Origin of the sequence: Ruminococcus sp. AM42-11 (assembly GCF_003480145.1) — a bacterium.
In the GTDB taxonomy this organism is placed as follows: domain Bacteria; phylum Bacillota; class Clostridia; order Lachnospirales; family Lachnospiraceae; genus Blautia_A; species Blautia_A faecis.
In genome coordinates this window covers 28977-50855 of sequence record NZ_QUIO01000019.1, presented here as the reverse complement: position 1 = coordinate 50855, position 21879 = coordinate 28977, and the positions used below count along the sequence as shown (strand labels likewise).

General features: G+C 43.8%; 19 protein-coding genes and 4 pseudogenes. 18 read left to right on the top strand and 5 right to left on the bottom strand.

Annotated elements, in window-relative coordinates:
* The first annotated feature begins 31 nt into the window (after positions 1–31).
* Positions 32–487, top strand: a complete 456-nt coding sequence (gene argR, locus DW904_RS12265; RefSeq protein WP_118581008.1) for an arginine repressor — start codon at positions 32–34, stop codon at positions 485–487.
* A gap of 144 nt (positions 488–631) precedes the next feature.
* Here argR and DW904_RS25615 read toward each other — a convergent pair.
* Positions 632–739 (bottom strand): annotated as a pseudogene (locus DW904_RS25615) (DUF6783 domain-containing protein); the annotation flags it as partial.
* Between DW904_RS25615 and DW904_RS25610 the strand changes: the two are divergent.
* Together DW904_RS25610 and recN are read left to right on the top strand one after the other, a co-directional pair.
* Positions 689–841, top strand: a complete 153-nt coding sequence (locus DW904_RS25610) for a DUF6783 domain-containing protein (RefSeq protein ID WP_334292299.1) — start codon at positions 689–691, stop codon at positions 839–841. The pseudogene DW904_RS25615 and the gene DW904_RS25610 sit on opposite strands and share 51 nt — an antisense overlap.
* 46 nt (positions 842–887) lie before the next feature.
* Positions 888–2564 (top strand): DNA repair protein RecN, encoded by a 1677-nt coding sequence (gene recN, locus DW904_RS12260; RefSeq protein ID WP_118581005.1) that lies wholly within the window; start codon positions 888–890, stop codon positions 2562–2564.
* Between the two features lie 30 nt (positions 2565–2594).
* On the opposite strand, the pseudogene DW904_RS25605 reads toward recN, so the two are convergent.
* Positions 2595–2777: pseudogene (locus DW904_RS25605) on the bottom strand (DUF6783 domain-containing protein); the annotation flags it as partial.
* Between DW904_RS25605 and DW904_RS25600 the strand changes: the two are divergent.
* Positions 2754–2804 (top strand): annotated as a pseudogene (locus DW904_RS25600) (DUF6783 domain-containing protein); the annotation flags it as partial. The pseudogenes DW904_RS25605 and DW904_RS25600 overlap by 24 nt on opposite strands.
* A gap of 29 nt (positions 2805–2833) precedes the next feature.
* Here DW904_RS25600 and DW904_RS12250 read toward each other — a convergent pair.
* Positions 2834–4165 (bottom strand): SpoIVB peptidase S55 domain-containing protein, encoded by a 1332-nt coding sequence (locus tag DW904_RS12250; RefSeq protein ID WP_118581002.1) that lies wholly within the window; start codon positions 4163–4165, stop codon positions 2834–2836.
* A gap of 572 nt (positions 4166–4737) precedes the next feature.
* Here DW904_RS12250 and spo0A point away from each other — a divergent pair.
* The 10 genes and pseudogenes from spo0A to DW904_RS25590 all read left to right on the top strand — a co-directional run bounded on the left by spo0A (position 4738) and on the right by DW904_RS25590 (position 13972).
* Positions 4738–5544, top strand: a complete 807-nt coding sequence (gene spo0A / locus DW904_RS12245) for a sporulation transcription factor Spo0A (protein WP_118580999.1) — start codon at positions 4738–4740, stop codon at positions 5542–5544.
* A gap of 91 nt (positions 5545–5635) precedes the next feature.
* Positions 5636–7081 (top strand): glycogen synthase GlgA, encoded by a 1446-nt coding sequence (glgA, locus tag DW904_RS12240; RefSeq protein WP_118580996.1) that lies wholly within the window; start codon positions 5636–5638, stop codon positions 7079–7081.
* Positions 7082–7475: 394 nt separating this feature from the next.
* Positions 7476–7660 (top strand): annotated as a pseudogene (locus DW904_RS12235) (hypothetical protein).
* Between the two features lie 12 nt (positions 7661–7672).
* Positions 7673–7921: a spore coat protein gene (locus DW904_RS12230; protein WP_118580993.1), complete on the top strand. Its 249-nt coding sequence runs from the start codon at positions 7673–7675 to the stop codon at positions 7919–7921.
* A 655-nt stretch (positions 7922–8576) separates the two neighbouring features.
* Positions 8577–9653, top strand: coding sequence for a recombinase RecA (recA, locus tag DW904_RS12225; RefSeq protein ID WP_118580990.1), 1077 nt, complete (start codon positions 8577–8579; stop codon positions 9651–9653).
* Between the two features lie 3 nt (positions 9654–9656).
* Complete coding sequence (locus tag DW904_RS12220) at positions 9657–10145, top strand: regulatory protein RecX (protein ID WP_118580987.1); 489 nt, start codon at positions 9657–9659, stop codon at positions 10143–10145.
* Between the two features lie 190 nt (positions 10146–10335).
* Complete coding sequence (gene rny, locus DW904_RS12215; protein ID WP_118580984.1) at positions 10336–11892, top strand: ribonuclease Y; 1557 nt, start codon at positions 10336–10338, stop codon at positions 11890–11892.
* Positions 11893–12107: 215 nt separating this feature from the next.
* Positions 12108–12710, top strand: coding sequence for a stage II sporulation protein M (locus tag DW904_RS12210; RefSeq protein WP_173718392.1), 603 nt, complete (start codon positions 12108–12110; stop codon positions 12708–12710).
* 381 nt (positions 12711–13091) lie between these two features.
* Positions 13092–13631 carry a site-specific integrase gene (locus DW904_RS25595; protein WP_118580979.1) on the top strand — a complete coding sequence of 180 codons (540 nt, stop codon included), beginning with the start codon at positions 13092–13094 and terminating at the stop codon, positions 13629–13631.
* An 11-nt stretch (positions 13632–13642) separates the two neighbouring features.
* Positions 13643–13972, top strand: coding sequence for a tyrosine-type recombinase/integrase (locus DW904_RS25590; RefSeq protein ID WP_347562136.1), 330 nt, complete (start codon positions 13643–13645; stop codon positions 13970–13972).
* Between the two features lie 393 nt (positions 13973–14365).
* Here the strand turns inward: DW904_RS25590 and DW904_RS12190 are convergent, their stop codons facing one another.
* Both DW904_RS12190 and DW904_RS12185 read right to left on the bottom strand, forming a co-directional pair.
* Positions 14366–15397 carry a 3-deoxy-7-phosphoheptulonate synthase gene (locus DW904_RS12190; protein ID WP_118580970.1) on the bottom strand — a complete coding sequence of 344 codons (1032 nt, stop codon included), beginning with the start codon at positions 15395–15397 and terminating at the stop codon, positions 14366–14368.
* 96 nt (positions 15398–15493) lie between these two features.
* Positions 15494–16930 carry an MATE family efflux transporter gene (locus DW904_RS12185; protein ID WP_118580967.1) on the bottom strand — a complete coding sequence of 479 codons (1437 nt, stop codon included), beginning with the start codon at positions 16928–16930 and terminating at the stop codon, positions 15494–15496.
* Between the two features lie 203 nt (positions 16931–17133).
* Between DW904_RS12185 and nifS the strand changes: the two genes are divergently transcribed.
* The 4 genes from nifS (at position 17134) to DW904_RS23995 (ending at position 21758) form a co-directional block, all read left to right on the top strand.
* The gene (gene nifS, locus DW904_RS12180; protein WP_118580964.1) at positions 17134–18315 is read left to right on the top strand and encodes a cysteine desulfurase NifS; all 1182 of its coding nucleotides are present in this window, start codon (positions 17134–17136) and stop codon (positions 18313–18315) included.
* Between the two features lie 186 nt (positions 18316–18501).
* Positions 18502–18948: a Fe-S cluster assembly scaffold protein NifU gene (gene nifU / locus DW904_RS12175; RefSeq protein ID WP_118580961.1), complete on the top strand. Its 447-nt coding sequence runs from the start codon at positions 18502–18504 to the stop codon at positions 18946–18948.
* 288 nt (positions 18949–19236) lie between these two features.
* On the top strand, positions 19237–20637 hold the full coding sequence (locus tag DW904_RS24000) for an HAD-IC family P-type ATPase (protein ID WP_243110413.1): 1401 nt from the start codon (positions 19237–19239) through the stop codon (positions 20635–20637).
* A complete protein-coding gene (locus DW904_RS23995; RefSeq protein ID WP_243110412.1) occupies positions 20577–21758 on the top strand; it encodes an HAD-IC family P-type ATPase in 1182 nt (393 codons plus the stop codon). The genes DW904_RS24000 and DW904_RS23995 overlap by 61 nt, the downstream gene beginning before the upstream one ends.
* Positions 21759–21879: the final 121 nt, after the last annotated feature.

The window sequence follows — 21879 nt, the reverse complement described above, 5'->3', positions numbered from 1 at the left end:
GGCAGAAAATCTTTGCAGGGGAGGTTAAGAAGTGAAATTAGCAAGACATGAGAAAATTATCGAACTGATAAAAGAATATGACATAGATACACAGGAAGAGCTTGCAGCCAGATTGAATGAAGCCGGTTTTAAGGTGACACAGGCTACGGTTTCACGAGATATCCGTGCACTGAAAATGACCAAGGTTGCAGGAAAAGACGGGAAATCCCGCTATGCCATCCTGCAGGATACACAGCCAGGGCTTGGGGACCAGTATACAAGAGTGTTAAATGATGCGGTTGTGTCCATTGAGGTTGGACAGAATCTGGTAGTGATCAAAACAGTTACCGGAATGGCAATGGGAGTTGCCACAGCTCTGGATGCCTTGAAATGGCCGGAAATCCTGGGCTGTATTGCAGGAGATGACACGATTATGTGTGCCTGCAAAAGCTCTGAGCTGGCGGAGGGTGTCATGGAGAAGCTGGGCAGTATTTTGAACAGAAGATAAAAATGGAAACAGTTTGCATGACCGGAATTTTCAATCGGGTTTTAGAGCTGACTGAGAACATAAAGTGGATCGGGCAGGAATTTCCTGCTCGATTGTTACTATCTGAAGGGCATGTGTGGCTTTGAAGCATAGCGTTGCCTGACATTACATATGGGCTTTAGAGCGTGTTTGAAAAAGGCTTTCTGCAAGATGTGCGTCACAATTTGTGGGAGATTTCGCCCGGATGAGGGCGCCGTAGTGGGCTACGGCAACCGAATTCGGGTGAAATCTCCCGCAAAGTGGGGCGTGCAGATTGCGGGAATGATTTTTCAAACAGGCTCTAGGCCTGTTTATAAGGGTATGAGAAAAGAGTAAGGAGTTACTGTCCATTTGAATATACAGTAACGTAAGGAGGTCAACCTTGTTAGTACATTTACACGTAAAAAACCTTGCACTCATAGATGAAATTGAAGTGGAATTCGGACCAGGGCTAAATATCCTCACCGGTGAGACTGGTGCCGGTAAGTCCATTCTTCTCGGTTCCATGCAGCTGATCCTGGGAGGAAAGACATCCAGAAGCATGATCAGGGAAAATGCGCCCTATGCACTGGTAGAGCTTTTATTTCAGGTTGAAAATACGAAAGCAAAAGAAGCACTTGCCGCACTTGATATTTATCCGGAGGACGGACAGATCCTCATGTCAAGAAAAATCATGGACGGCAGGAGCATTAATAAGATAAATGGGGAGACAAGCACTGTCAGCCAGATGAAGGCCGCTGCAGCCTGTCTTCTTGACATTCACGGGCAGCATGAGCACCAGTCCCTTCTCTATGAGGAGAAACAGCTGGAAATCCTGGACGCTTATGGCCGTGAGAAAATCTTTCCGGAAAAAGAGAAGGTGAAAGCTGCCTATCAGGAATATAAGAAATGTCAGGCAGAACTGAAATCCCTTGATATGGACGAAGAGCAGAAGAATCGGGAAATGGCTTTTCTGGAATTTGAGATCAATGAGATTGAGAAAGCATCTCTGGTTCCAGGAGAAGACGAAGAATTGGAAAAGCAGTATCGAAAGCTCTCCAATGGACGCAGAATTATCGATTCCCTGCAAAGTGCCCATGCCCTTACCGGATATGACGGACAGGGAGCCGGGGAAGCAGTGGGAGAGGCTCTTCGGGAGCTTTCCAGAGTGACAGAGTACGATGAACAGCTGGAATCCCTTTCCCAGACCTTAAGCGAAGTGGACGGACTTCTCAATGATTTTAACAGGGAGCTGTCCTCCTATATGGATGACATGACTTTTGATGAATCCGTATTTTATGAGACAGAGCGCCGCCTGGATCTGCTCAATGGTCTGAAAGCCAAATACGGTCAGCGTATCGAAGAAATCCAGGAATACCAGAAAAAACAGCAGGAAAAGCTGAACAAACTTCAGAAGTATGAAGAAATTTTCGAGGCTTCCAGGGAAGAACTGAAAAAGGCAGAAAAAAAGCTGGAAGTGGCCTGCAGCCGTCTTTCGGAAATTCGTAAAGAATACAGCCATCAGCTGGAGAAAAAGGTAATCCAGGGATTAAAAGACTTAAATTTCCTGGATGTACAGTTTGCCATCACGTTTTCCAGAAGAAGCAGTTTTACAGAGAATGGTTATGATGAAATCCAGTATGAAATTTCCACAAATCCGGGAGAAAGTCTGAAGCCCCTTGGTAAAATCGTATCCGGTGGTGAGCTTTCCAGAATTATGCTTGCACTGAAGGCAATCCTGGCAGACCGTGACCAGATCGAAACATTGATTTTTGATGAAATAGATACGGGAATCAGTGGACGTACTGCTCAGAAGGTTTCTGAGAAAATGGCAGTGATCGGGCATCATCATCAGGTGCTCTGCATTACCCATCTTCCCCAGATCGCAGCCATGGCAGATTCCCATTTTGAGATCGAGAAGCAGGTTGAAGGCACCAAGACCACCACTCAGATCCATCCCCTTGATGAAGAAGCCTCCATCCGCGAACTGGCCCGTCTTCTTGGGGGTGCCCAGATCACTGGCGCTGTGCTGGAAAATGCAAGGGAGATGAAAAAACTGGCCAGGGAGTGCAAGGCATAATTCCTTTTTGTAGATTGAGAAAATGAGTTTTCAAACATGTAAGTTGAAATCCTCTGTGAGACAGGCTCCTGTCTGACAGGGAATTTCTGAGTATATCAGAAGCTTTTTCAGGCAGGCTCCGGAGCGAGTCTGAAAAATCATTCCCGCAATCTGCACGCCCCACTTTGCGGTATATTTTGCCCGAATTCAGTTGCCGTAGTCCGCTACGGCGCCCTCATCCGGGCAAAATCTCCCACAAATCGTGACGCACATCTTGCAGAAAGCCTTTTTCAGACACGCTCCAGCATGTTTTCAATAAAAATTCCATACCCACTTGCCGCATCCTGGACAAAAACGTGGGTTACCGCACCGATTACTTTTCCATTTTGCAGGATGGGACTGCCTGACATGCCCTGGACAATGCCGCCGGTGGTGTTAAGAAGCCGCTGATCGGTGATATGGATGACGAAACTTTTGTTAGTGTCCTCGTGGTTCATGTCGATTCTGGTGATTTCTGCATCGTATTCTTTTACTCCATTACCTACATCACACAGAATGGAAGCCGGACCGGTCTGTACTTCCTGTTTGTAGCCGATTTTCATCTGGCGGAGGGAAATTGGCAGAGAATCATTTTCGGAAAAACTGTCTGCAAAATCCCAGAAAGAAGTTTTGGACTGGTTAAAGCTTTCAGAAGCATTGACCGTATCATCTGAAGCAGAAGCTGCGGCCTGGAGCTCTGTAATATTATTGCCAGAACTGCTGGTGAAACTGCCGTAAATTCCATTTGAACTATTTACACGAATCTGTCCGATCACATTGTCATTTCTGTAACGGATCAGCCCGGAAAGTTCTCCGGGACTTCCTTTTTCTCCTTTTTGCACTCCGAGGATCTGGGCACAGTAAAGATTTCCTCCCTTTATTGACAAAAGATTTCCTGTGTCGATATCGCTGATTCCATGGCCAAGAGCACCGAAATTTCCGTCTTTTGTTACATAGGTAAGGGTTCCGATTCCCTGGGTGTCATCCCGGACCCAGATTCCAAGCTTGTACTTCCCGGAAGCATCCTGTGCCGGGGAGAGAGAGACCGGAATGGTACTGTTATTTCTTCGCACGCTTACCGTAACAGGCTTTCCATCAATAGTTTCCAGATCGTTAATTAAATCCTGCTTGCAGGATATTTTCTGCTCATTTAGTGCAACAATATAATCGCCAGGCTTTAAAATATTTTTTGCCGGATCCTGCATCTGCCCATTTTTAGAAAGGATTTCTCCGGTGTCGATCACAAGAACTCCGTCTGTTTCCATGTAAATCCCCACTGTGCTGCCGCTGACCAGAATGGTGTCTGCCTCTGTTGGTTTCACTTTAATATTCTTGAAAGCTATTTTTCCAAAAAGTCTGCAAGGCAGTTGGTAGCTGCCTTCCCCGGAAGTAGTGATTGTATCTCCGAAAGATACAAAAGGAAGATTGGAAATCTGGGAAAGGTCAAGTCCTGAATTTTTGTCAATGTGTATTTCATCCGGAATTTTCCGGTCCAGATAACGATATCCCAGAAATACCATTGTCAGAAGGTCAAGGACAAGACAGAGCAGGATAAAATGTTTGTATTTTCGTTTCTGGTACATGTTTTCACATCCTTTTCTTTTGTTTTTCACTGTGCTGGTACAGCAAATATTAAGTAACCGCTATAGTGACTTGTCTGATTTTTCATATACTGTGTCAATATAGCAGAAACTTAATTTTCACTGTACTAGTATGGAGAAAAATCATGATTTCACTCTTGTATTTTTATGAACCTGTTCCATATCTTTCAATCATAAAACGCGAAAAAAATAAACTGTGTTAAATTGAGAGTCGGTGTAAAACGCTGTCTTAATATAAAAATCCCCTCAGAAAAAATGAAATTATTGTCGTTAAAAGACGCAAAAAAGCTCGAAACTAATCGAACGAAAATGCAGTAAAAACGGCAGTTTCGGCTTGATTTCCCCATGGCAGTTCCACTATAATAGACGTTGTTACAGCAAAGGAAAATTTTTCTGAAAAATGTGCAAGAGCAAACAGGGCCCTGCTGTTTTGTACAGGTGATAGGAAGATATTGGGAAGAAAAACGCGTTTGCTTCCTGATATCAGAAATATAGCAACTTTCCGGCTGTGGATTGCCGGAGAATTTTCAAAATAGTAGAAGGAGAATGGCCTCATGGAAAAATTGAATGTGGCAATTGCGGACGATAATGAGAAAATGGTGGAGGTACTGAGTAAGATCATTGATCAGGACGAAGAACTGAAACTGGTTGGAAAAGCACATAATGGAGAAGAAATCTGTAACATCATAAAGGAAAAACAGCCTGACGTGGTTGTACTGGATATTATCATGCCAAAAGTAGACGGACTTTCAGTGATGGAGCGCTTCAGTCACGATGAAAATTTGAAAAAAGTGCCGTCATTTATTGTGGTTTCGGCAGTGGGACAGGAGCGGATCACAGAGGACGCTTTTGATCTTGGAGCAGATTATTTTATGCTGAAGCCTTTTGACAACAAAATGCTGCTGAACCGAATCAAACACATCCGCCGGGCGGGAGAGAGACGCGTCAGGGAAATGAACCGTCCAAGACAAAAGGAAGAGGAAAATACTTACAATTCAGGAAATCTGGAAACGGATGTGACAGATATCATACATGAAATCGGAGTACCTGCACATATTAAAGGTTATCAGTATCTGCGGGATGCTATTATTTTATCCGTAAATGACATGGAAATGCTGAATTCTATTACAAAAATTTTATATCCAACCATAGCCAAACGCCATCAGACAACGCCAAGCCGCGTGGAGCGGGCTATCCGACATGCCATTGAAGTTGCATGGAGCCGTGGAAAAATGGATACCATTGACCAGCTGTTTGGCTATACAGTGAGCAATGGGAAAGGAAAACCTACCAATTCCGAGTTTATTGCACTGATTGCTGACAAAATCAGACTGGAATATAAAAATCGTTCTTTCCAATGAGCCGAATTTGGGGTATAATAAAAGACAGAAGCAGGTTACTGGCATTAAGTGGCAGTAACGCTATTTGCTATTACTAAGGAGGGTTTTTTGAATGAAAAGAATTCTTTTTGCAACATCAGAGGCAGTGCCTTTTATTAAGACCGGAGGATTGGCTGATGTAGCCGGCTCACTGCCGAAATGCTTTGATAAACGTTATTTTGATATTCGCGTGATCTTACCGAAATATGCCTGCATGAAGCAGGAATGGAAAGATAAAATGGAATATGTCACACACTTCTACATGGATCTTGGATACAAGAACTGTTATGTAGGTATTCTTCAGATGGAGTATGATGGCATTAAGTTCTACTTTATAGATAATGAGTATTATTTCAGTGGACCGAAGCCATATGACAGTGCTCCGTGGGATCTGGAGAAATTTGCATTCTTCTCCAAGGCAGTGCTTTCCGTACTTCCGGTAATCGATTTCCGCCCGGACATTATTCACTGCCATGACTGGCAGACAGGTCTTGTTCCGGTTTATCTGCACGACAGCTTCCAGCAGAATCAGTTTTTCTGGGGAATTAAGACCATCATGACCATACATAACCTGAAATTCCAGGGTGTATATGATGTGAAGACAATCAAGGAGCTCACAGGACTTTCCGATTACTATTTTACACCGGATAAGCTGGAAGCATACAAGGATGGCAACTTCCTGAAGGGTGGTATTGTATTTGCAGATGCTGTTACTACAGTAAGTAATACATATGCAGATGAGATCAAGACCCCGTTCTATGGCGAAGGTCTGGACGGACTGCTCCGTGCACGCTCCAACAGTCTGCGTGGTATTGTAAATGGTATTGATTATAATGATTTTAATCCGGAGACAGATATTAATCTGTCAGCTCGTTATAATGCTACCACCTTCCGTAAGGAGAAGGTTAAGAATAAGATCCAGCTACAGAAAGATTTAGGACTTGAGCAGGATCCGAAGGCTATGATGATTGGTATTGTTTCCCGTCTGACAGATCAGAAGGGATTTGACCTGATCGCTTATATCATGGACGAGCTTTGTCAGGATAGTGTACAGATTGTAGCTCTTGGCACAGGAGATGAGCGCTATGAGAATATGTTCCGTCACTTTGACTGGAAATATCATGGCAAGGTTTCTGCACAGATTTATTACGATGAGAGCATGTCTCACAGAATCTATGCAGCTTCTGATGCATTTCTGATGCCGTCATTGTTTGAGCCATGCGGTCTGAGCCAGCTGATGAGCCTTCGTTATGGTACTCTTCCAATCGTCAGAGAGACAGGTGGTCTGAAGGATACGGTAGAGCCTTACAATGAATTCGAAGGAACCGGAACCGGATTTTCATTCAGCAATTACAATGCACATGAGATGCTTTCCACGATCCGCTATGCAGAGCACATTTACTATGACAAGAAGCGCGAATGGAATAAGATGGTAGACCGGGCTATGGCAAAGGATTTCTCATGGAGTAATTCCGCACGCCAGTATGAAGAGATGTACAACTGGCTGATCGGGGAATAAGGATTCTGTAAGAAATATGCCATTTAAAGTACGGATATAGATATATATGGTACATAATATATACGGTACATAATAAGATGAAATTCGGACATACTACTTTCTGTAAAGTGTCCGCCTCAGGATACAGGAGAGATTAATTTTCTCCTGTATTTTGTATATATGGACATTTGAAGGCTGTCGAAAACAAAGGTTCCATACTATTGGTTTTCGCTACAGAAATATTTTAGTTACTGTTCACTGGTAACATTCCGCGAGGTGTTTTTTGTGAACGTAGTTCACAGAAAACCCGAGAAGTGCGGCGCGAAATCATGCAAATGCATGATTTCTGTGCATCGCGAAGCGCGTTGCTGTGAACGGAGTGAACAGTAACATATTTTAACAGGAGGCAGGTTATATGAACCAAATTTCAGAACTGGATTTACAGAATTTACGTCACCTGATCGGCGGATTTGACACCACCCATTGTAAAATGGAGGAGTATGCAAGTAAGGCTACAGATGCCAGGTAAAACAGTTTTTCCAGAAGTCTGCCCAGTCGGCAGTGGACTGCAAAAATCAGCTTATGCAGTATTTACAGTAGGAGGTGCCGCAGATGAATGAAAAAGTGATGGTAGCAGATACCCTTGCAGGAATTAACGGTGAACTGACCCGTTATGGGGAGATGATCCCTCAGACAGAGAATCCTCAGCTGAAACAAACCTTAAAACAGATGAGAAATCAGTGCGAGATGTCCCAGGAGGAGATTTACCAGATTGCCCGTGCAAGAGGCTATTATGTGCCGGCAGCTCAGGCAACAAGGGAAGAAGTGGATCATGTCAGAAGCGTGCTTAGCCAGGGATAAGAGCAGCTAGTGTTACTGGTCACGGAGTGAACAGTAATGGGATAGTAAATAACATCCGGGTTGCAGGAAATAATTCTTGTAATTCCGGATGTTTTGCTATATAGTAGAATTACTGACAGGAAAACGACAATATAAAAGTCGTATACGATTCATTTCAAAATTTACCGGAGTTTTGTCTGTCTCCGGGTATACAAGAATTTCACACCCGTATTCCGGGATGATTCCACCGGTGAAAATAACTTTACAGTTCGTTTGGCTTAACATGAAAAATAAAATTTTTATATGGCGAGTAGGGGCTTGACAAGTGAACTGATTTAAGATAGTATGTACTACAGAGAAACGAACATAGGTTCGTATTTGCGCAAGCAAGAAGATCCTGGCTGCTGTTCACTGGTAATGTTCCGCGAGGTGTTTTTGTGAACAAAGTTCACAGAAAACCCGAGAATTGCGGCGCGAAATCATGCTTTGCATGATTTCTGTGCATCGCGAAGCGCGTTACTGTGAACGGAGTGAACAGTAACAGATCCTGGCTGCTGTTCACGGATAAGGTTCTGCCAGGTGCCTTTTGTGAATGGTAACAGGTTATACAGTCCGGTTAATGATTACAGAAATTACTACGGACTTGTCTGATTATTAAGAATAGGAGATCGGAATAATGATAAATGAAGAGAAGAAGAAAGCGCTGGAAGCGGCTCTTGGACATATTGAGAAGCAATATGGCAAGGGCTCTGTAATGAAACTGGGTGAGTCCAGTGCCAATATGCAGGTGGAGACTGTTCCTACCGGTTCCCTGAGCCTTGACATTGCACTTGGGGTAGGCGGTGTGCCGAAGGGACGTATTATAGAAATCTACGGACCAGAGTCCAGTGGTAAGACCACTGTTGCATTACATATGGTAGCCGAGGTTCAGAAAAGAGGCGGAATTGCCGGTTTTATCGATGCCGAGCATGCTCTTGACCCTGTATATGCGAAGAACATCGGCGTAGATATTGATAATCTTTACATTTCCCAGCCGGATAATGGTGAGCAGGCTCTGGAGATTACAGAGACCATGGTTCGTTCCGGTGCAGTTGACATTATCATCGTGGATTCCGTTGCAGCTCTGGTTCCCAAGGCAGAGATTGATGGTGACATGGGAGACAGTCATGTAGGTTTGCAGGCACGTCTGATGTCACAGGCACTTCGTAAGCTGACCGCTATTATCAGTAAGTCTAACTGCGTTGTGATCTTTATCAACCAGCTCCGTGAGAAGGTTGGTGTTATGTTTGGTAACCCGGAGACAACTACTGGTGGACGTGCCCTTAAGTTCTATTCATCCATACGTCTTGATGTACGCCGTGTAGAGACATTGAAGCAGGGCGGCGAGATGGTTGGAAACCACACCAGGATCAAGGTTGTTAAGAATAAGGTTGCTCCGCCATTTAAGCAGGCTGAGTTTGATATTATGTTTGGTACCGGCATCTCCAAGGAAGGGGATATCCTTGATCTTGCTGCTGAGAATTCCATTGTGAATAAGAGCGGTGCATGGTATGCATACGAAGGAAATAAGATCGGCCAGGGACGTGAGAATGCCAAGCTGTTCCTGAAAGAGCATCCGGACATCTGCGATGAGATTGAACGCAAGGTTCGTATCCATTATCACCTTCTTCCAGGTGAGGAAGAAGAGCAGCAGGATGTGAAGCAAGAAGAAACTACACCAGAATCTGACGCTCCGGCAGCAGAAGAGGAATAAAATATGGCGGTTACACCTGAAGAGCAAAAGAATGCCAGAAGAAAGGCAATGCTTCTTCTGGAGCATATGGACCGTACAGAGAAAGGCCTGTCTGACCGGCTGCGTCAGGCAGGCTTTTCAGCAGAAGCCACAGAGGATGCCATGAACTATGTGCGTTCCTATGGGTATCTGAACGATTACCGCTATGCCATGAATTATATTACCTTCCGCATGGGAACCAAGAGCCGTCAGAAGATTCTCCAGGAGCTTTTAGGGAAAGGAATTGACCGCGAGACTGCCCTTGCAGCCTGGGAAGAGGCAGCAGAGATTGAAGAGCCAGATGAACTGGCCATTCTCCGAACTACAGTAGAGAAAAAGTGTCAGCCTGGTACTGCCCTGGACGAGAAGGGGATGCGCCGCCTCCAGGGATTTCTCCTTCGAAGAGGTTTTTCCTATGGAGATATTTCCCACGTGCTGGAAGACATGAATATTACCTGTGAGAGAAGCTATTGATAAATTGCTGGATTCTTTCTGTGCATCGCGAAGCGTGTTACTGGTCGTGGAGTGAACAGTAACGCTAGACGTTTCTTTGGAAATTTAAATTTTGTTTTTGTGTAGAAAAACTTGACATAATTCTAAAAAAAAGATAAACTTGTATTGTTGTGATTGCACAATGAAAACTAAATATTGAGGAGGTGCTCCTGTGACAACAATTATTGTTGCAGTTGTCGCTGTAGTAGCCACTCTACTGATTGCAGTTCCTATTACTAGTAAAGTTTCTGTGGATAACAAAGTTAAGAAAGACGCAGAAACGATTGGGTCAGCTGAAGAAAAGGCCAGAGGCATCATTGATGAAGCCTTAAAAGCGGCCGAAACAAAGAAACGTGAAACTTTATTGGAAGTAAAGGAAGAATCTCTCCGTACAAAGAACGAACTGGAGAAGGAAACCAAGGAACGTAGAAACGAACTGCAGAAATATGAGAAGCGTGTCTTATCGAAGGAAGAAACCGTTGATAAGAAAGCTGAAGCAGTTGAGAAGCGCGAGGCAGAGTGCACAGCGAGATTTGCTGAATTGCAGAAGAAAGAAAAGAGAGTAGATGAACTCGAGCTGAAAGGAGTACAGGAACTGGAACGTGTTTCCGGTCTGACCTCCGAACAGGCAAAAGAAGAATTGCTCAGATCTGTGGAAGACGATGTTAAAGTTGATGTTGCCAGACTTTACAAGGAACTTGAGAGCCAGGCGAAGGAAGAGGCAGGAAAGAAAGCCAAGGAATATGTGGTAAATGCCATTCAGAAATGTGCGGTAGACCATGTTGCCGAGACTACTATTTCCGTAGTGCAGCTTCCAAGCGATGAGATGAAGGGACGTATTATCGGACGTGAGGGACGTAATATTCGTACTATGGAGACCCTGACAGGTGTAGACCTTATCATTGATGATACTCCTGAGGCAGTAGTTCTCTCATCATTTGATCCTATCAGACGTGAAGTGGCAAGAGTAGCACTTGAGAAACTGATCGTAGATGGACGTATCCATCCGGCCAGAATCGAGGAAATGGTTGAGAAGGCACAGAAAGAAGTTGAAACTCAGATCCGCGAGGATGGCGAGAATGCAGCTATGGATGTTGGAGTTCATGGTATTCATCCAGAGCTTCTGAAACTTCTTGGACGTATGAAATTCCGTTCAAGTTATGGACAGAATGCGCTGAAGCATTCTATTGAAGTAGCACAGCTTTCCGGTCTGCTTGCCGGTGAAATTGGTGTAGATGTGCGCATGGCGAAACGTGCCGGTCTGCTTCATGATATCGGTAAATCTATTGACCATGAAGTTGAGGGATCCCATATTGAGATTGGTGTAAACCTTTGTAAGAAATATAAGGAATCACCTATTGTGATCAATGCGGTAGCAGCACACCACGGTGATGTGGAGCCAGAGAGCCTTATTGCCTGTATCGTGCAGGCAGCAGATGCGATTTCCGCGGCGCGTCCAGGTGCCAGAAGAGAGACACTGGAGACTTATACCAACAGACTGAAGCAGCTTGAGGATATTACCAATCAGTTCAAGGGGGTTGAGAAATCCTTTGCAATCCAGGCTGGTAGAGAAATCCGTGTTATGGTAGTTCCTGAGCATGTGAATGATTCTGAGATGGTACTTCTCGCAAGAGACATAGCGAAGCAGATTGAGGCTGAGCTTGAGTATCCGGGTCAGATCAAAGTCAATGTGATCCGCGAGAGCAGAGCTGTTGATTATGCCAAATAATCGGAGTTAATTTACATTAAGAAATATTAAGAAACCGCTTCCGCATTTTTCATACTATATGAAGGATGCGGAGGCGGTTTTTATTATGAAAGTCCCGGACGGCAGCCATGAACGAGCTATGCTTGCATGGGCTGATTCATGGAAAATCAAAAAGAATTTTTTTATGTAATTCATAATCAAATCATCGCTTGCGTACAATGGTACAGGGTGAATATATGGAAAATTTACTCAGTATCAAAAAGAAAAGTTTTTTTCCAGGACTGACTTTGCTGCTTGCAGGATTTCTTGCAGGAATGCTGATCCCGAACTTTATATACCGTTTTTCCTGGAAGCAGCAGGCATTTTCCGCAGTGTACCTTTTGGAAACCTATGGGAAAACAGAAGCAGGAGGAATCGATTATCTTTTGCAGATTCTCTGGATGCGCGGTGGGATTTTTTTCCTTTCTCTAATCTGTGGTTTTACTGTATTTGGAGTCCCTATGGCAATTATGGCGATGTTTTTTACCGGGATTGGACTGGGAATCGTATTTTCCATGTCTATTCTGCAGTTCGGACTTACCGGAGGCGCAGTTGCCGTAGCACTTCTTTTTCCGCATTATCTGATCTATCTGCCATTATGGGATTCGGTGTATCAGATGGTCTACAGGGAATCTATGGGAATCTGGCGCAATCATGGAATTTTTCCACAGAAAGTAAGCGCTTATCTCCTGAAAGTGCTCTTATATACAGCTTTATACGGTGTGGGAATTCTTTTGGAATGGCGTGTAAATCCATGGATTTTAAACAAAATTCTGGATTTTTCGAAATTTTTTGAATGAGAATAATATGAAAAATACAAGATATAGTATTGGTTACCATAAAAGCGACGCTATTTTGTAAAATGGGCAAAAAAAGCTTGTTTTTATACGATTTTTGGCCGAAAAAAAGGTTTGATTTTATGTCAATTACAAAGTATAATACAAATACATTTTAAGATCAGTTATTGTGGGGAGGTAGCTCGTTCCTGCAATAAAGCGTGAAAGAGCAAATGCAATGGACAATAGGAATTCCGGGCGAAATCTCCCACAAATTGTGACGCACATCTTACAGAAAGCCTTTTTCAAACACGCTCCAGAATCTTTTTCAAACATGGTCTAAAGCAGTATGATCATGGGCTATATGAAATGAATTTATAACAAAAGAGACAGGAAGTAAACAATATGGAACAGGAAATACGCGAGTTTATTGAATACTTACATAATACGAAAAAAACATCCCAGAATACAGAGGTTTCCTATCAGCGGGATCTGAACAAGATGGCTGCATACCTGGAAATGAAGGGGATTATGAAAGCGGAAGATGTCCGTGAATTTGATCTTATGGGATACATGGATTATATGGAGAAAGAGAACTTCGCGTCATCCACTATTTCAAGAAGTGTTGCTTCCATGCGTGCTTTTTTTCAACACATGTTTGCACTTAGGAAGATGGAAGAGAACCCCACAGATAATCTGAAATCTCCAAAGGTAGAGAAGAAGCTTCCGGAGATTCTCAGTATTCAGGAAGTTGACGATCTTTTGAAGCAGCCAGATCTGACTACGCCTAAGGGAATTCGGGATAAGGCTATGTTAGAGCTTTTATATGCCACTGGTATGCGTGTCAGCGAACTGATCCATCTGGAGACCACAGATGTAAACCTTCAGCTTGGCTATGTGGTTTGCCAGGAGAATAAAGAGCGTATCATCCGATTGGAAATGTAAGCAAGGAAGCGTTGAATCTTTATCTTGAAGAGGGACGTAAGGTATTTGTGAAAGATGATTCAGAGCATGCGCTGTTCACAAATTGCTCCGGTAAGGCCATGAGCCGTCAGGGATTCTGGAAAATGCTGAAAGGCTATGCCCAGGAGGCTGGAATTCACAGAGATATTACGCCACATACATTGAGACATTCTTTTGCAGTACATATGCTGCAGAATGGAGCAGACATCCGAAGCGTCCAGGAAATGCTGGGACATTCCGATATTTCTACGACTCAGGTATATTTAAGCATGAATATTAACCGGATGCGAGATGTGTATATGAAAGCACATCCAAGACATTGAGAAGAGCGAATAAGATGATAACTGTCCATGGGAGAGACCTGTGGGCAGTTTTTTATGTAATAGGAAATTCCGTTGGAATTCCTATTACATAAAAAGCCCTACCGGGCAGGATCGCACTGCGGCGGAAAGGTAGTTGTCGCTCGAGGCGACCCGCCGCAGGCGGAGAATCCTGCAAGCAGGATTCTTTTTTATGTAATGAAAATTCTGCAAAGTAAGATTCTTTCTTGTATTATAAAAATGTTTGACCGAAAATTCTATCGGAAGATATTAGAGCGTGTCTGAAAAATCTCCCGCATTCCGAAATCAGAATACAGGAGATAAATAAATTTTATTTCTGAAAATATACCGCAAAGTGGGGCGTGCAGATTGCGGGAATGATTTTTCAAACAGGCGCTAGCACATCTCAGCGATTGTATAAAGCAGCTTCTCAGATTCTTCCCATCCAAGACAAGCATCTGTAATGGATTTACCATATACATGGTTTGGTCCGATCTTCTGATTGCCTGGCTCAATGTAGCTTTCGATCATAAGACCCTTTACCAGCCCACGAACATCAGAATCAACCTGACGGCTGTGAAGAACTTCTTTGGCAATACGGATCTGCTGCTCATACTGCTTGTTGGAGTTGGAATGGTTGGTATCCACGATGGTAGCCATATTCTTCAGGTTCTTAGCGGAATATTTCTCGAAAAGAAGACGAAGATCTTCGTAATGGTAATTAGGAATAGCCTCTCCGTGTTTGTTTACAGCACCACGAAGAATGGTATGTGTCAACTCATTTCCTGTAGTTTCAACTTCCCATCCCCTGTAGATAAATGTATGGCTGCCCTGAGCTGCAACAACAGAGTTCAGCATAACACTGAAGTCACCACTTGTAGGATTCTTCATTCCCGCCGGAACATCCATACCGCTGACAGTGAGACGGTGCTGCTGATCCTCAACAGAACGTGCTCCTACAGCAACATAGGAAAGAAGATCGGAAAGGTAACGCCAGTTCTCAGGGTAAAGCATCTCGTCCGCACAGGTAAATCCGCTCTCTTCAATAGCACGGATGTGCATTTTTCGGATGGCAACAAGACCGGCAAGCATATTAGGTTTTTTCTCCGGATCTGGCTGATGAACCATTCCTTTATAACCCTCTCCGGTAGTACGGGGTTTATTTGTATAAACACGAGGAATGATTAAAACTTTATCCGCAATCTTGTCCTGAACTTTGCGAAGTCTCAGCAGATAGTCGCATACAGCATCTTCATTATCTGCAGAACAGGGACCAATGATTGCAAGAAATTTATCGGATTTTCCAGTGAATACGTCACGGATTTCCTGATCACGTTTCTCTTTCAGTGCCTTGATCTTTGCATCAATGGGATATTGGTTGCGGATCTCGTCGGGGGTTGGAAGCTTTTTGATGAATTCAAATCCCATGGTATTTTCTCCTTTTATCGGCAAAATTTATTTTCGATTCAATATTATAGACTATGATGGAAAAAATGTCGATAGGCAAATTGCAGGAATGATTTTTCAAACATGCTCCAGTCTGTTTAGATAAATGAAATGAAGCAAGGTAAGAATCAGTTGGGAAAGGAGCATTCCGTAAAAATATCCACGGATTCCAAGCACAGGAATAGAAAAGAAAACAAATCCAATTCGGATACACACTCCTGCAATATTGTGAAATAGGCAGGCATCTGGGCGCCCGAGACCGTTCAGAATACTTTCCAGTGCAGTATTTGTATAAAGAAAAGGGCAGATAAAAGCTAACGTTCTTATATAAATCCCCGCAGTTTCGCTGTGAAAAAGAAAATTCCCCAGTGATTTTCCGAAAATAAAGAAAAAGAATGTACAGAAACCTCCGAAGAAAAAGCAGTTTTCACAGGTGCGGCGGATCACATGCCGAATTTTTTTTTCATGACCGAGGGCCTGTAAACCAGCCACAGAAGGCATCAGCATAACAGAGGCAGAATTTGTCAGTGTCGCCGGGAAAAGAATCAGCGGCAGCGCCATTCCGGTAAAAATTCCGTACACAGACAAGGAATCAGTCTGATTTATTCCAGACAGAAGCAATCTTTGGGGAATAAGAACCATTTCGATGCCAGAGAGTAAGGTAAGCAGCAGCCGGTTGACAGAGTGGGGAACTGCAATCTGGGCGATTTCTTTTAAAAGAACATTTATGGAAGTGGCAGTATTGTTTTTGGCAGAAGCTGGTGGTATATGTGAAATATATTTTACAGCAGAAGGTGAATTTCTGTGAGCACCTTTGCTCATACAGAAAAATACTCGTAAAATACGTCGAAGCAGTCCGGTGCCTGGTTTGTAATTTTCCCTGGAAAAATCCAGTCCAAGCGCCAGCATACATGCTGCAGTGGCTGTAAGCTCACTGAAAAGTGCACCTCCGGCCGCTATTACAGGGGTAATCTCTTTTTTCTGGGAAATCAGAATCAGGTAGATCACGTAAGTGCTGCCGATCCGGGAAGTCTGCTCAAGAAGCAGGATAAAAGCTGGAATTCCAGTCGTTTTTCTGGCATAATAAAAGCTGTTTACGCATGAATGCAAGGCTGAAAAAGGAAAACTAAAGGCAAGAATACGAAGCAGAACCGCAGTACGCGGCTCTTTTAACAAGGCAGAAGCCACAAAATCTGCATTCCAATAGACCAGAAAAGATAAAAGTCCGCAAAGTGCCATCGAAAGAAATGTTCCAAGAAGCAACGCATCTCTGGACTCTTTTTCTTTTCCAAGGGCAGTGAAAGAGGCACACAGCCTGGAAATAGCAGCCTGAATGCCCATACAGCAGGCTGCCAGTACGATTGCGTGAACCGGAAGCGTAAGCTGGTAAATTCCCACTCCCTGTGCACCAATAGTATGAGATAAGAATATTCTATAGAAGAAACCCATCAGGCGGCTTGCAAGACCTGTAAGAGTAAGAATCAGGGTTCCTTTGATAAAAAGTTTGTCAGACATAAGAATCCGCCTATCCTCTTCATCCTTTTAATTAGTTTATGCTGTAAATGTGCCTTGACAGAACTGTTATTATCTGGTAAAGTGGGATAGAAATCCAAGCGAAATACTAGGAAATAGAAAAGTACCTAAGGAGATAGATGAAATAACCCTTTCCCGGGAGTCTTTCATATCGAATTGATACCAATAAACCAGGAGGAAGAAAAATGGGAAAAATGATATATCTGGATAATGCGGCTACTACCAAGACCGCTCCGGAAGTAGTAGAAGCAATGCTTCCTTATTTTACCGAAATGTATGGAAATCCATCCAGCATTTACGACTTCGCATCCAAGAGCAAAGAAGGCGTCAGCAAGGCAAGAGGCCAGATCGCAGATGCACTTGGTGCCAAGAAAGAAGAAATCTATTTCACAGCTGGCGGTTCAGAGTCTGATAACTGGGCACTGAAAGCCACCTTTGAAGCATATAAATCCAAAGGAAACCACATCATCACAACCAAAATTGAGCATCATGCAATCCTTCACACCTGCGAATATCTTGAGAAAGAGCGCGGAGCGAAGATCACATATCTTGATGTAGATGAGAATGGTATTGTGAAGCTTGACGAGCTTGAGAAAGCTATTACACCAGAGACGATTCTGATTTCTGTTATGTTTGCGAACAATGAGATCGGATCTATCCAGCCGATCAGGGAAATCGGTGCAATTGCCAAAGAGCATGGCATCCTTTTCCACACAGATGCAGTACAGGCTTTTGGACAGGTGCCGATCAATGTAGATGAGTTAGGAATTGATATGCTCAGCTCCAGTGGACATAAGCTGAATGGACCGAAGGGAATCGGTTTCCTTTACATCCGCAAGGGTGTTAAGATACGTTCCTTTGTACATGGTGGAGCGCAGGAGAGAAAGCGCCGCGCAGGTACAGAGAATGTTCCTGGAATCGTAGGTTACGGCGTTGCTGCAGATCGTGCAGTCCGCACTATGAAAGAACGTACAGACAAAGAGATTCAGGTAAGAGATCATTTCATTGAAAGAATCCTGAAAGAGATTCCGTATGTGAAATTAAATGGTGACCGCACCAAACGTCTTCCGAATAATGTAAATGTAAGCTTCCAGTTCATCGAAGGAGAGTCCATGTTGCTTATGCTTGACAATTATGGCATCTGTGCATCCAGCGGTTCCGCCTGCACATCAGGCTCCCTGGATCCGTCCCATGTACTTCTGGCTATCGGACTCCCACATGAGATTGCACATGGTTCCCTGCGTATGACCTTAAGCGAGGAGACTACCATGGAAGATGCTGATTTTGTAGTAGATAAGCTGAAAGAAATCGTAGCTTACCTGCGATCAATGTCTCCATTATATGAAGATTTTATAAAAAAACAGTAACTGTTCAGTACCTTCACAGTTACACGTTTCGCGATGCACAGAAATCATGCTTTGCATGATTTCGCGCCGACATTCTCGGGTTTTCTGTGAACTACGTTCACAAAAAACACCTCGCGGAATAGTGCCTGCTGAATAGTTAAAAAAAATAAAAAATTTGATTAAAACACTTGCCAGGAGGAAAAAAAGATGTATAGTGAGAAAGTAATGGATCATTTCCAGCATCCACGTAATGTTGGAGAAATAGAGAATGCAAGCGGTGTCGGTACAGTAGGAAATGCCAAATGCGGCGATATTATGAGAATTTTCCTGGATATCGATGACGAGACACATATTATCAGAGACTGCAAATTCAAAACCTTCGGCTGCGGTGCCGCAGTAGCAACCAGCAGTATGGCTACTGAGATGGTAAAAGGTAAAACTATTGAGGAAGCCATGAAGCTTACCAACAAGGCTGTTATGGAGGCTCTTGACGGACTTCCGCCAGTGAAAGTACACTGTTCTCTTCTTGCAGAGGAGGCTGTACATGCTGCACTGTGGGATTACGCACAGAAGCATCACATTGAGATCGAAGGTCTGAAGAAACCGAAGTCTGACATTCACGAGGGTGAAGAGGCAGAGGAAGAAGAGTATTAATAGTTACTGCGAATTGCAGTAATTATAAAGTGTCGTCATCGATACAAAAGAATAATATTTTTTACAGGAAACCGAATCCTTAAGCAGATTTATTTCGTTACAGATAAATAGGTGGTAAAGATGAGGCAGACCGTAAAGAGAATTCATCAGGGCGGATGTTATCATCTGCCCTATTTTAATACAATGGCACGAACGGTTTTTTGACCTTTTGACACTGGTATCATACAATGGGAAAAAGAGTAAAACGGAAACATCCTTAAATAAAACATAAGAATGAAGGAAGTAACGATGACAGGACTGACAAACGAACAGGTACAACAAAGAATTGAAGAGGGGAAAATCAATGTCAATGAGAATCCCAACACAAGGAGCTATAAGCAGATCGTAAGGGAGAATGTGCTTACATTTTTCAACTTTCTGAACCTGGCTCTGATGATTATGGTATTGCTGGTTGGTTCCTATAAGAACTCCATGTTCATGGGAATTATTGTGATCAATACGGTGATCGGAATCATCCAGGAAGTGCGTGCGAAAAAGACGCTGGATAAGCTGGCTATCCTTACAGAGAGCAAGGCAGTGGTCTTGCGTGAAGGGAAAAAATGGTCCATTTCCACGGAGAAGCTGGTTCTGGATGATATCCTTTTTCTGAAAACAGGAGATCAGGTGCCCGCAGATGCCAGGGTGCTTGAGGGCAGTATTGAGGTCAATGAATCCCTGCTGACAGGAGAATCTGACAATCTTCAGAAAAATGAAGGGGACGAGCTTTTTTCTGGAAGTTTTGTTACATCCGGAGAGGCCTGCTGTCAGGTTATCCATGTAGGTAAGGACAATTATGCTTCCCAGATCACCAGCGAGGCAAAGGAATTTAAACGTCATAATTCCGAGTTGCGCAACTCTCTGAATGCGATTTTGAAGACCATCAGTGTGATCATAGTTCCTATGGGAATGCTGCTGTTTTATAAGCAGTATTATATTGCTGGAAACGGAATCAGAGATGCAGTAGTTAATATGGTAGCAGCTGTCCTCGGAATGATCCCGGAGGGACTGGTGCTCCTTACCAGCGTGGCGCTGACGCTTGGTGCGCTGACGTTAACCCGTAAGAATACCCTGGTGCAGGAATTGTATTGTATTGAGACTCTGGCGAGAGTGGATACCCTCTGTCTGGATAAAACCGGAACCATCACAGCCGGTACTATGTGCGTGGAACAGGTACAGCCCTATGTGGAAGGGATGGAGATCAAGGCTCCGGATGGGGCGAATGTGAGTGAAAGCGAAAGTACCATAAATGGGGCAGAAGGGGAGACTAAGGAACTGACGGAATTGGCGGCTTCGGAGATTCAGGGTGCGGAGAATACAGGCTTGACCGTCAGTGGTGCCCAGCTAGAACTGACTATGGGCGAGATCGAGCGTGTTATGGCGAACATGATGTCTGTTTTAAAGGACAAGAATGCCACTGCAGATGCCCTCCACAAACGCTTCTCCAGAAGAACGGACATGCCGGTAGATCATTGCATTCCGTTCTCTTCAGATCGTAAATACAGTGGTGTGGCGTTTAAAGAAGAGGGAACCTATCTGATGGGCGCTGCCCAGTTTCTTTTCCCGGATGGAAATGAAGATTTGATGAAGCAGTGTTCTGCTTATGGAAAAGAAGGTCTTCGTGTCCTGGTACTGGCGCACAGCCTAATCTGAACCAGGAAAATGAACTTCCAGAAGGCCTGAAACCAGTTGCCTTATTTATGCTTACCGACATTATCCGAGACAATGCACCTGAAACTCTGGCATTTTTCAAAGACCAGGGCGTAGATCTGAAAGTGATCTCCGGTGATGATCCTGTGACTGTTTCTGCCATTGCAAAAAAAGCAGGCCTGGAGAATGCAGATAAATATATTGATGCCACCACTATCACCACACCGGAGGATATGGAGCGTGCCGTTGCAGAGTGTTCCGTATTCGGCCGTGTAACTCCGCAGCAGAAGAAAGAGATGGTGCTTGCCCTTCAGAAACAGAAGCATACAGTTGCCATGACCGGTGACGGTGTGAACGATGTTTTGGCACTGAAAGAGGCAGACTGCAGCGTGGTTATGGCAGAGGGAAGTGATGCTGCCAAGAACATTGCAAATGTAGTGCTCATGGATTCCAATTTTGCCGCTATGCCGGAAATTGTGAACCAGGGACGCCGTGTGGTGAACAACATCCGTACCGCAGCCTCCATGTTCCTGATCAAAACTATTTTCTCTGTGCTGCTGTGTCTGATCACTATTTTCTGGGGCGATAGCTATCCGTTTGAGCCAATTCAGATGTCCCTGATCAGTGCCTGCGCAGTGGGTATCCCAACCTTCCTGCTCGCCCAGGAAAACAACTTCAACAAGATTGAGAGTGGTTTTCTGCGTTATGTATTTATGAATGCATTCCCAGCAGCAGTCACCATTACGGGATGTGTATTTACCATTATGCTGGTCTGCCAGAACGTTTACCATAGCAATGTAATGCTGAGTACAGCCTGTTTCCTGGTAACCGGATGGAACTACATGGCAGCTTTGAAGACGGTATACGCGCCTCTAAGCAGGTACAGGAAAATCATTATTTATGGTATGCAGTTCATTTTTTTCTTCGCAGCCGTATGTGTGCAGAACTTGCTGGCACTTGGCTCCCTGGAATTCGGAATGATCATCCTGGTATTTATCCTGATGACCTTCTCTCCGGTTGTAATCGAAGTTATCACAGAATGGTGCAGATCTTTGTATAACAAGGCACATGAGAAGGAAAAGAAAGGAATTATTTCTCTGTTTTTGGAGAAAGTGCAGAAATAATGACTGACCTGGTCTTGAGTGGTAATCAAAAATAATACTTCAGGCTGAATTTATAAAGAAATGCAAAAAATGCTTCATCGCTTGTTATGGCGATGAGGCATTTTTTTAACACGTTCTAAAA

Bases quoted from the DNA above. Each gene is read 5' to 3' on its own strand.
- DW904_RS12250 (WP_118581002.1), bottom strand. From the start codon at position 4,165: ATGTACCAGAAACGAAAATACAAACATTTTATCCTGCTCTGTCTTGTC.
- spo0A (WP_118580999.1), top strand. From the start codon at position 4,738: ATGGAAAAATTGAATGTGGCAATTGCGGACGATAATGAGAAAATGGTG.
- glgA (WP_118580996.1), top strand. From the start codon at position 5,636: ATGAAAAGAATTCTTTTTGCAACATCAGAGGCAGTGCCTTTTATTAAG.
- DW904_RS12230 (WP_118580993.1), top strand. From the start codon at position 7,673: ATGAATGAAAAAGTGATGGTAGCAGATACCCTTGCAGGAATTAACGGT.
- recA (WP_118580990.1), top strand. From the start codon at position 8,577: ATGATAAATGAAGAGAAGAAGAAAGCGCTGGAAGCGGCTCTTGGACAT.
- DW904_RS12220 (WP_118580987.1), top strand. From the start codon at position 9,657: ATGGCGGTTACACCTGAAGAGCAAAAGAATGCCAGAAGAAAGGCAATG.
- DW904_RS12210 (WP_173718392.1), top strand. From the start codon at position 12,108: ATGGAAAATTTACTCAGTATCAAAAAGAAAAGTTTTTTTCCAGGACTG.
- DW904_RS25595 (WP_118580979.1), top strand. From the start codon at position 13,092: ATGGAACAGGAAATACGCGAGTTTATTGAATACTTACATAATACGAAA.
- DW904_RS12190 (WP_118580970.1), bottom strand. From the start codon at position 15,397: ATGGGATTTGAATTCATCAAAAAGCTTCCAACCCCCGACGAGATCCGC.
- DW904_RS12185 (WP_118580967.1), bottom strand. From the start codon at position 16,930: ATGTCTGACAAACTTTTTATCAAAGGAACCCTGATTCTTACTCTTACA.
- nifS (WP_118580964.1), top strand. From the start codon at position 17,134: ATGGGAAAAATGATATATCTGGATAATGCGGCTACTACCAAGACCGCT.
- nifU (WP_118580961.1), top strand. From the start codon at position 18,502: ATGTATAGTGAGAAAGTAATGGATCATTTCCAGCATCCACGTAATGTT.
- DW904_RS24000 (WP_243110413.1), top strand. From the start codon at position 19,237: ATGACAGGACTGACAAACGAACAGGTACAACAAAGAATTGAAGAGGGG.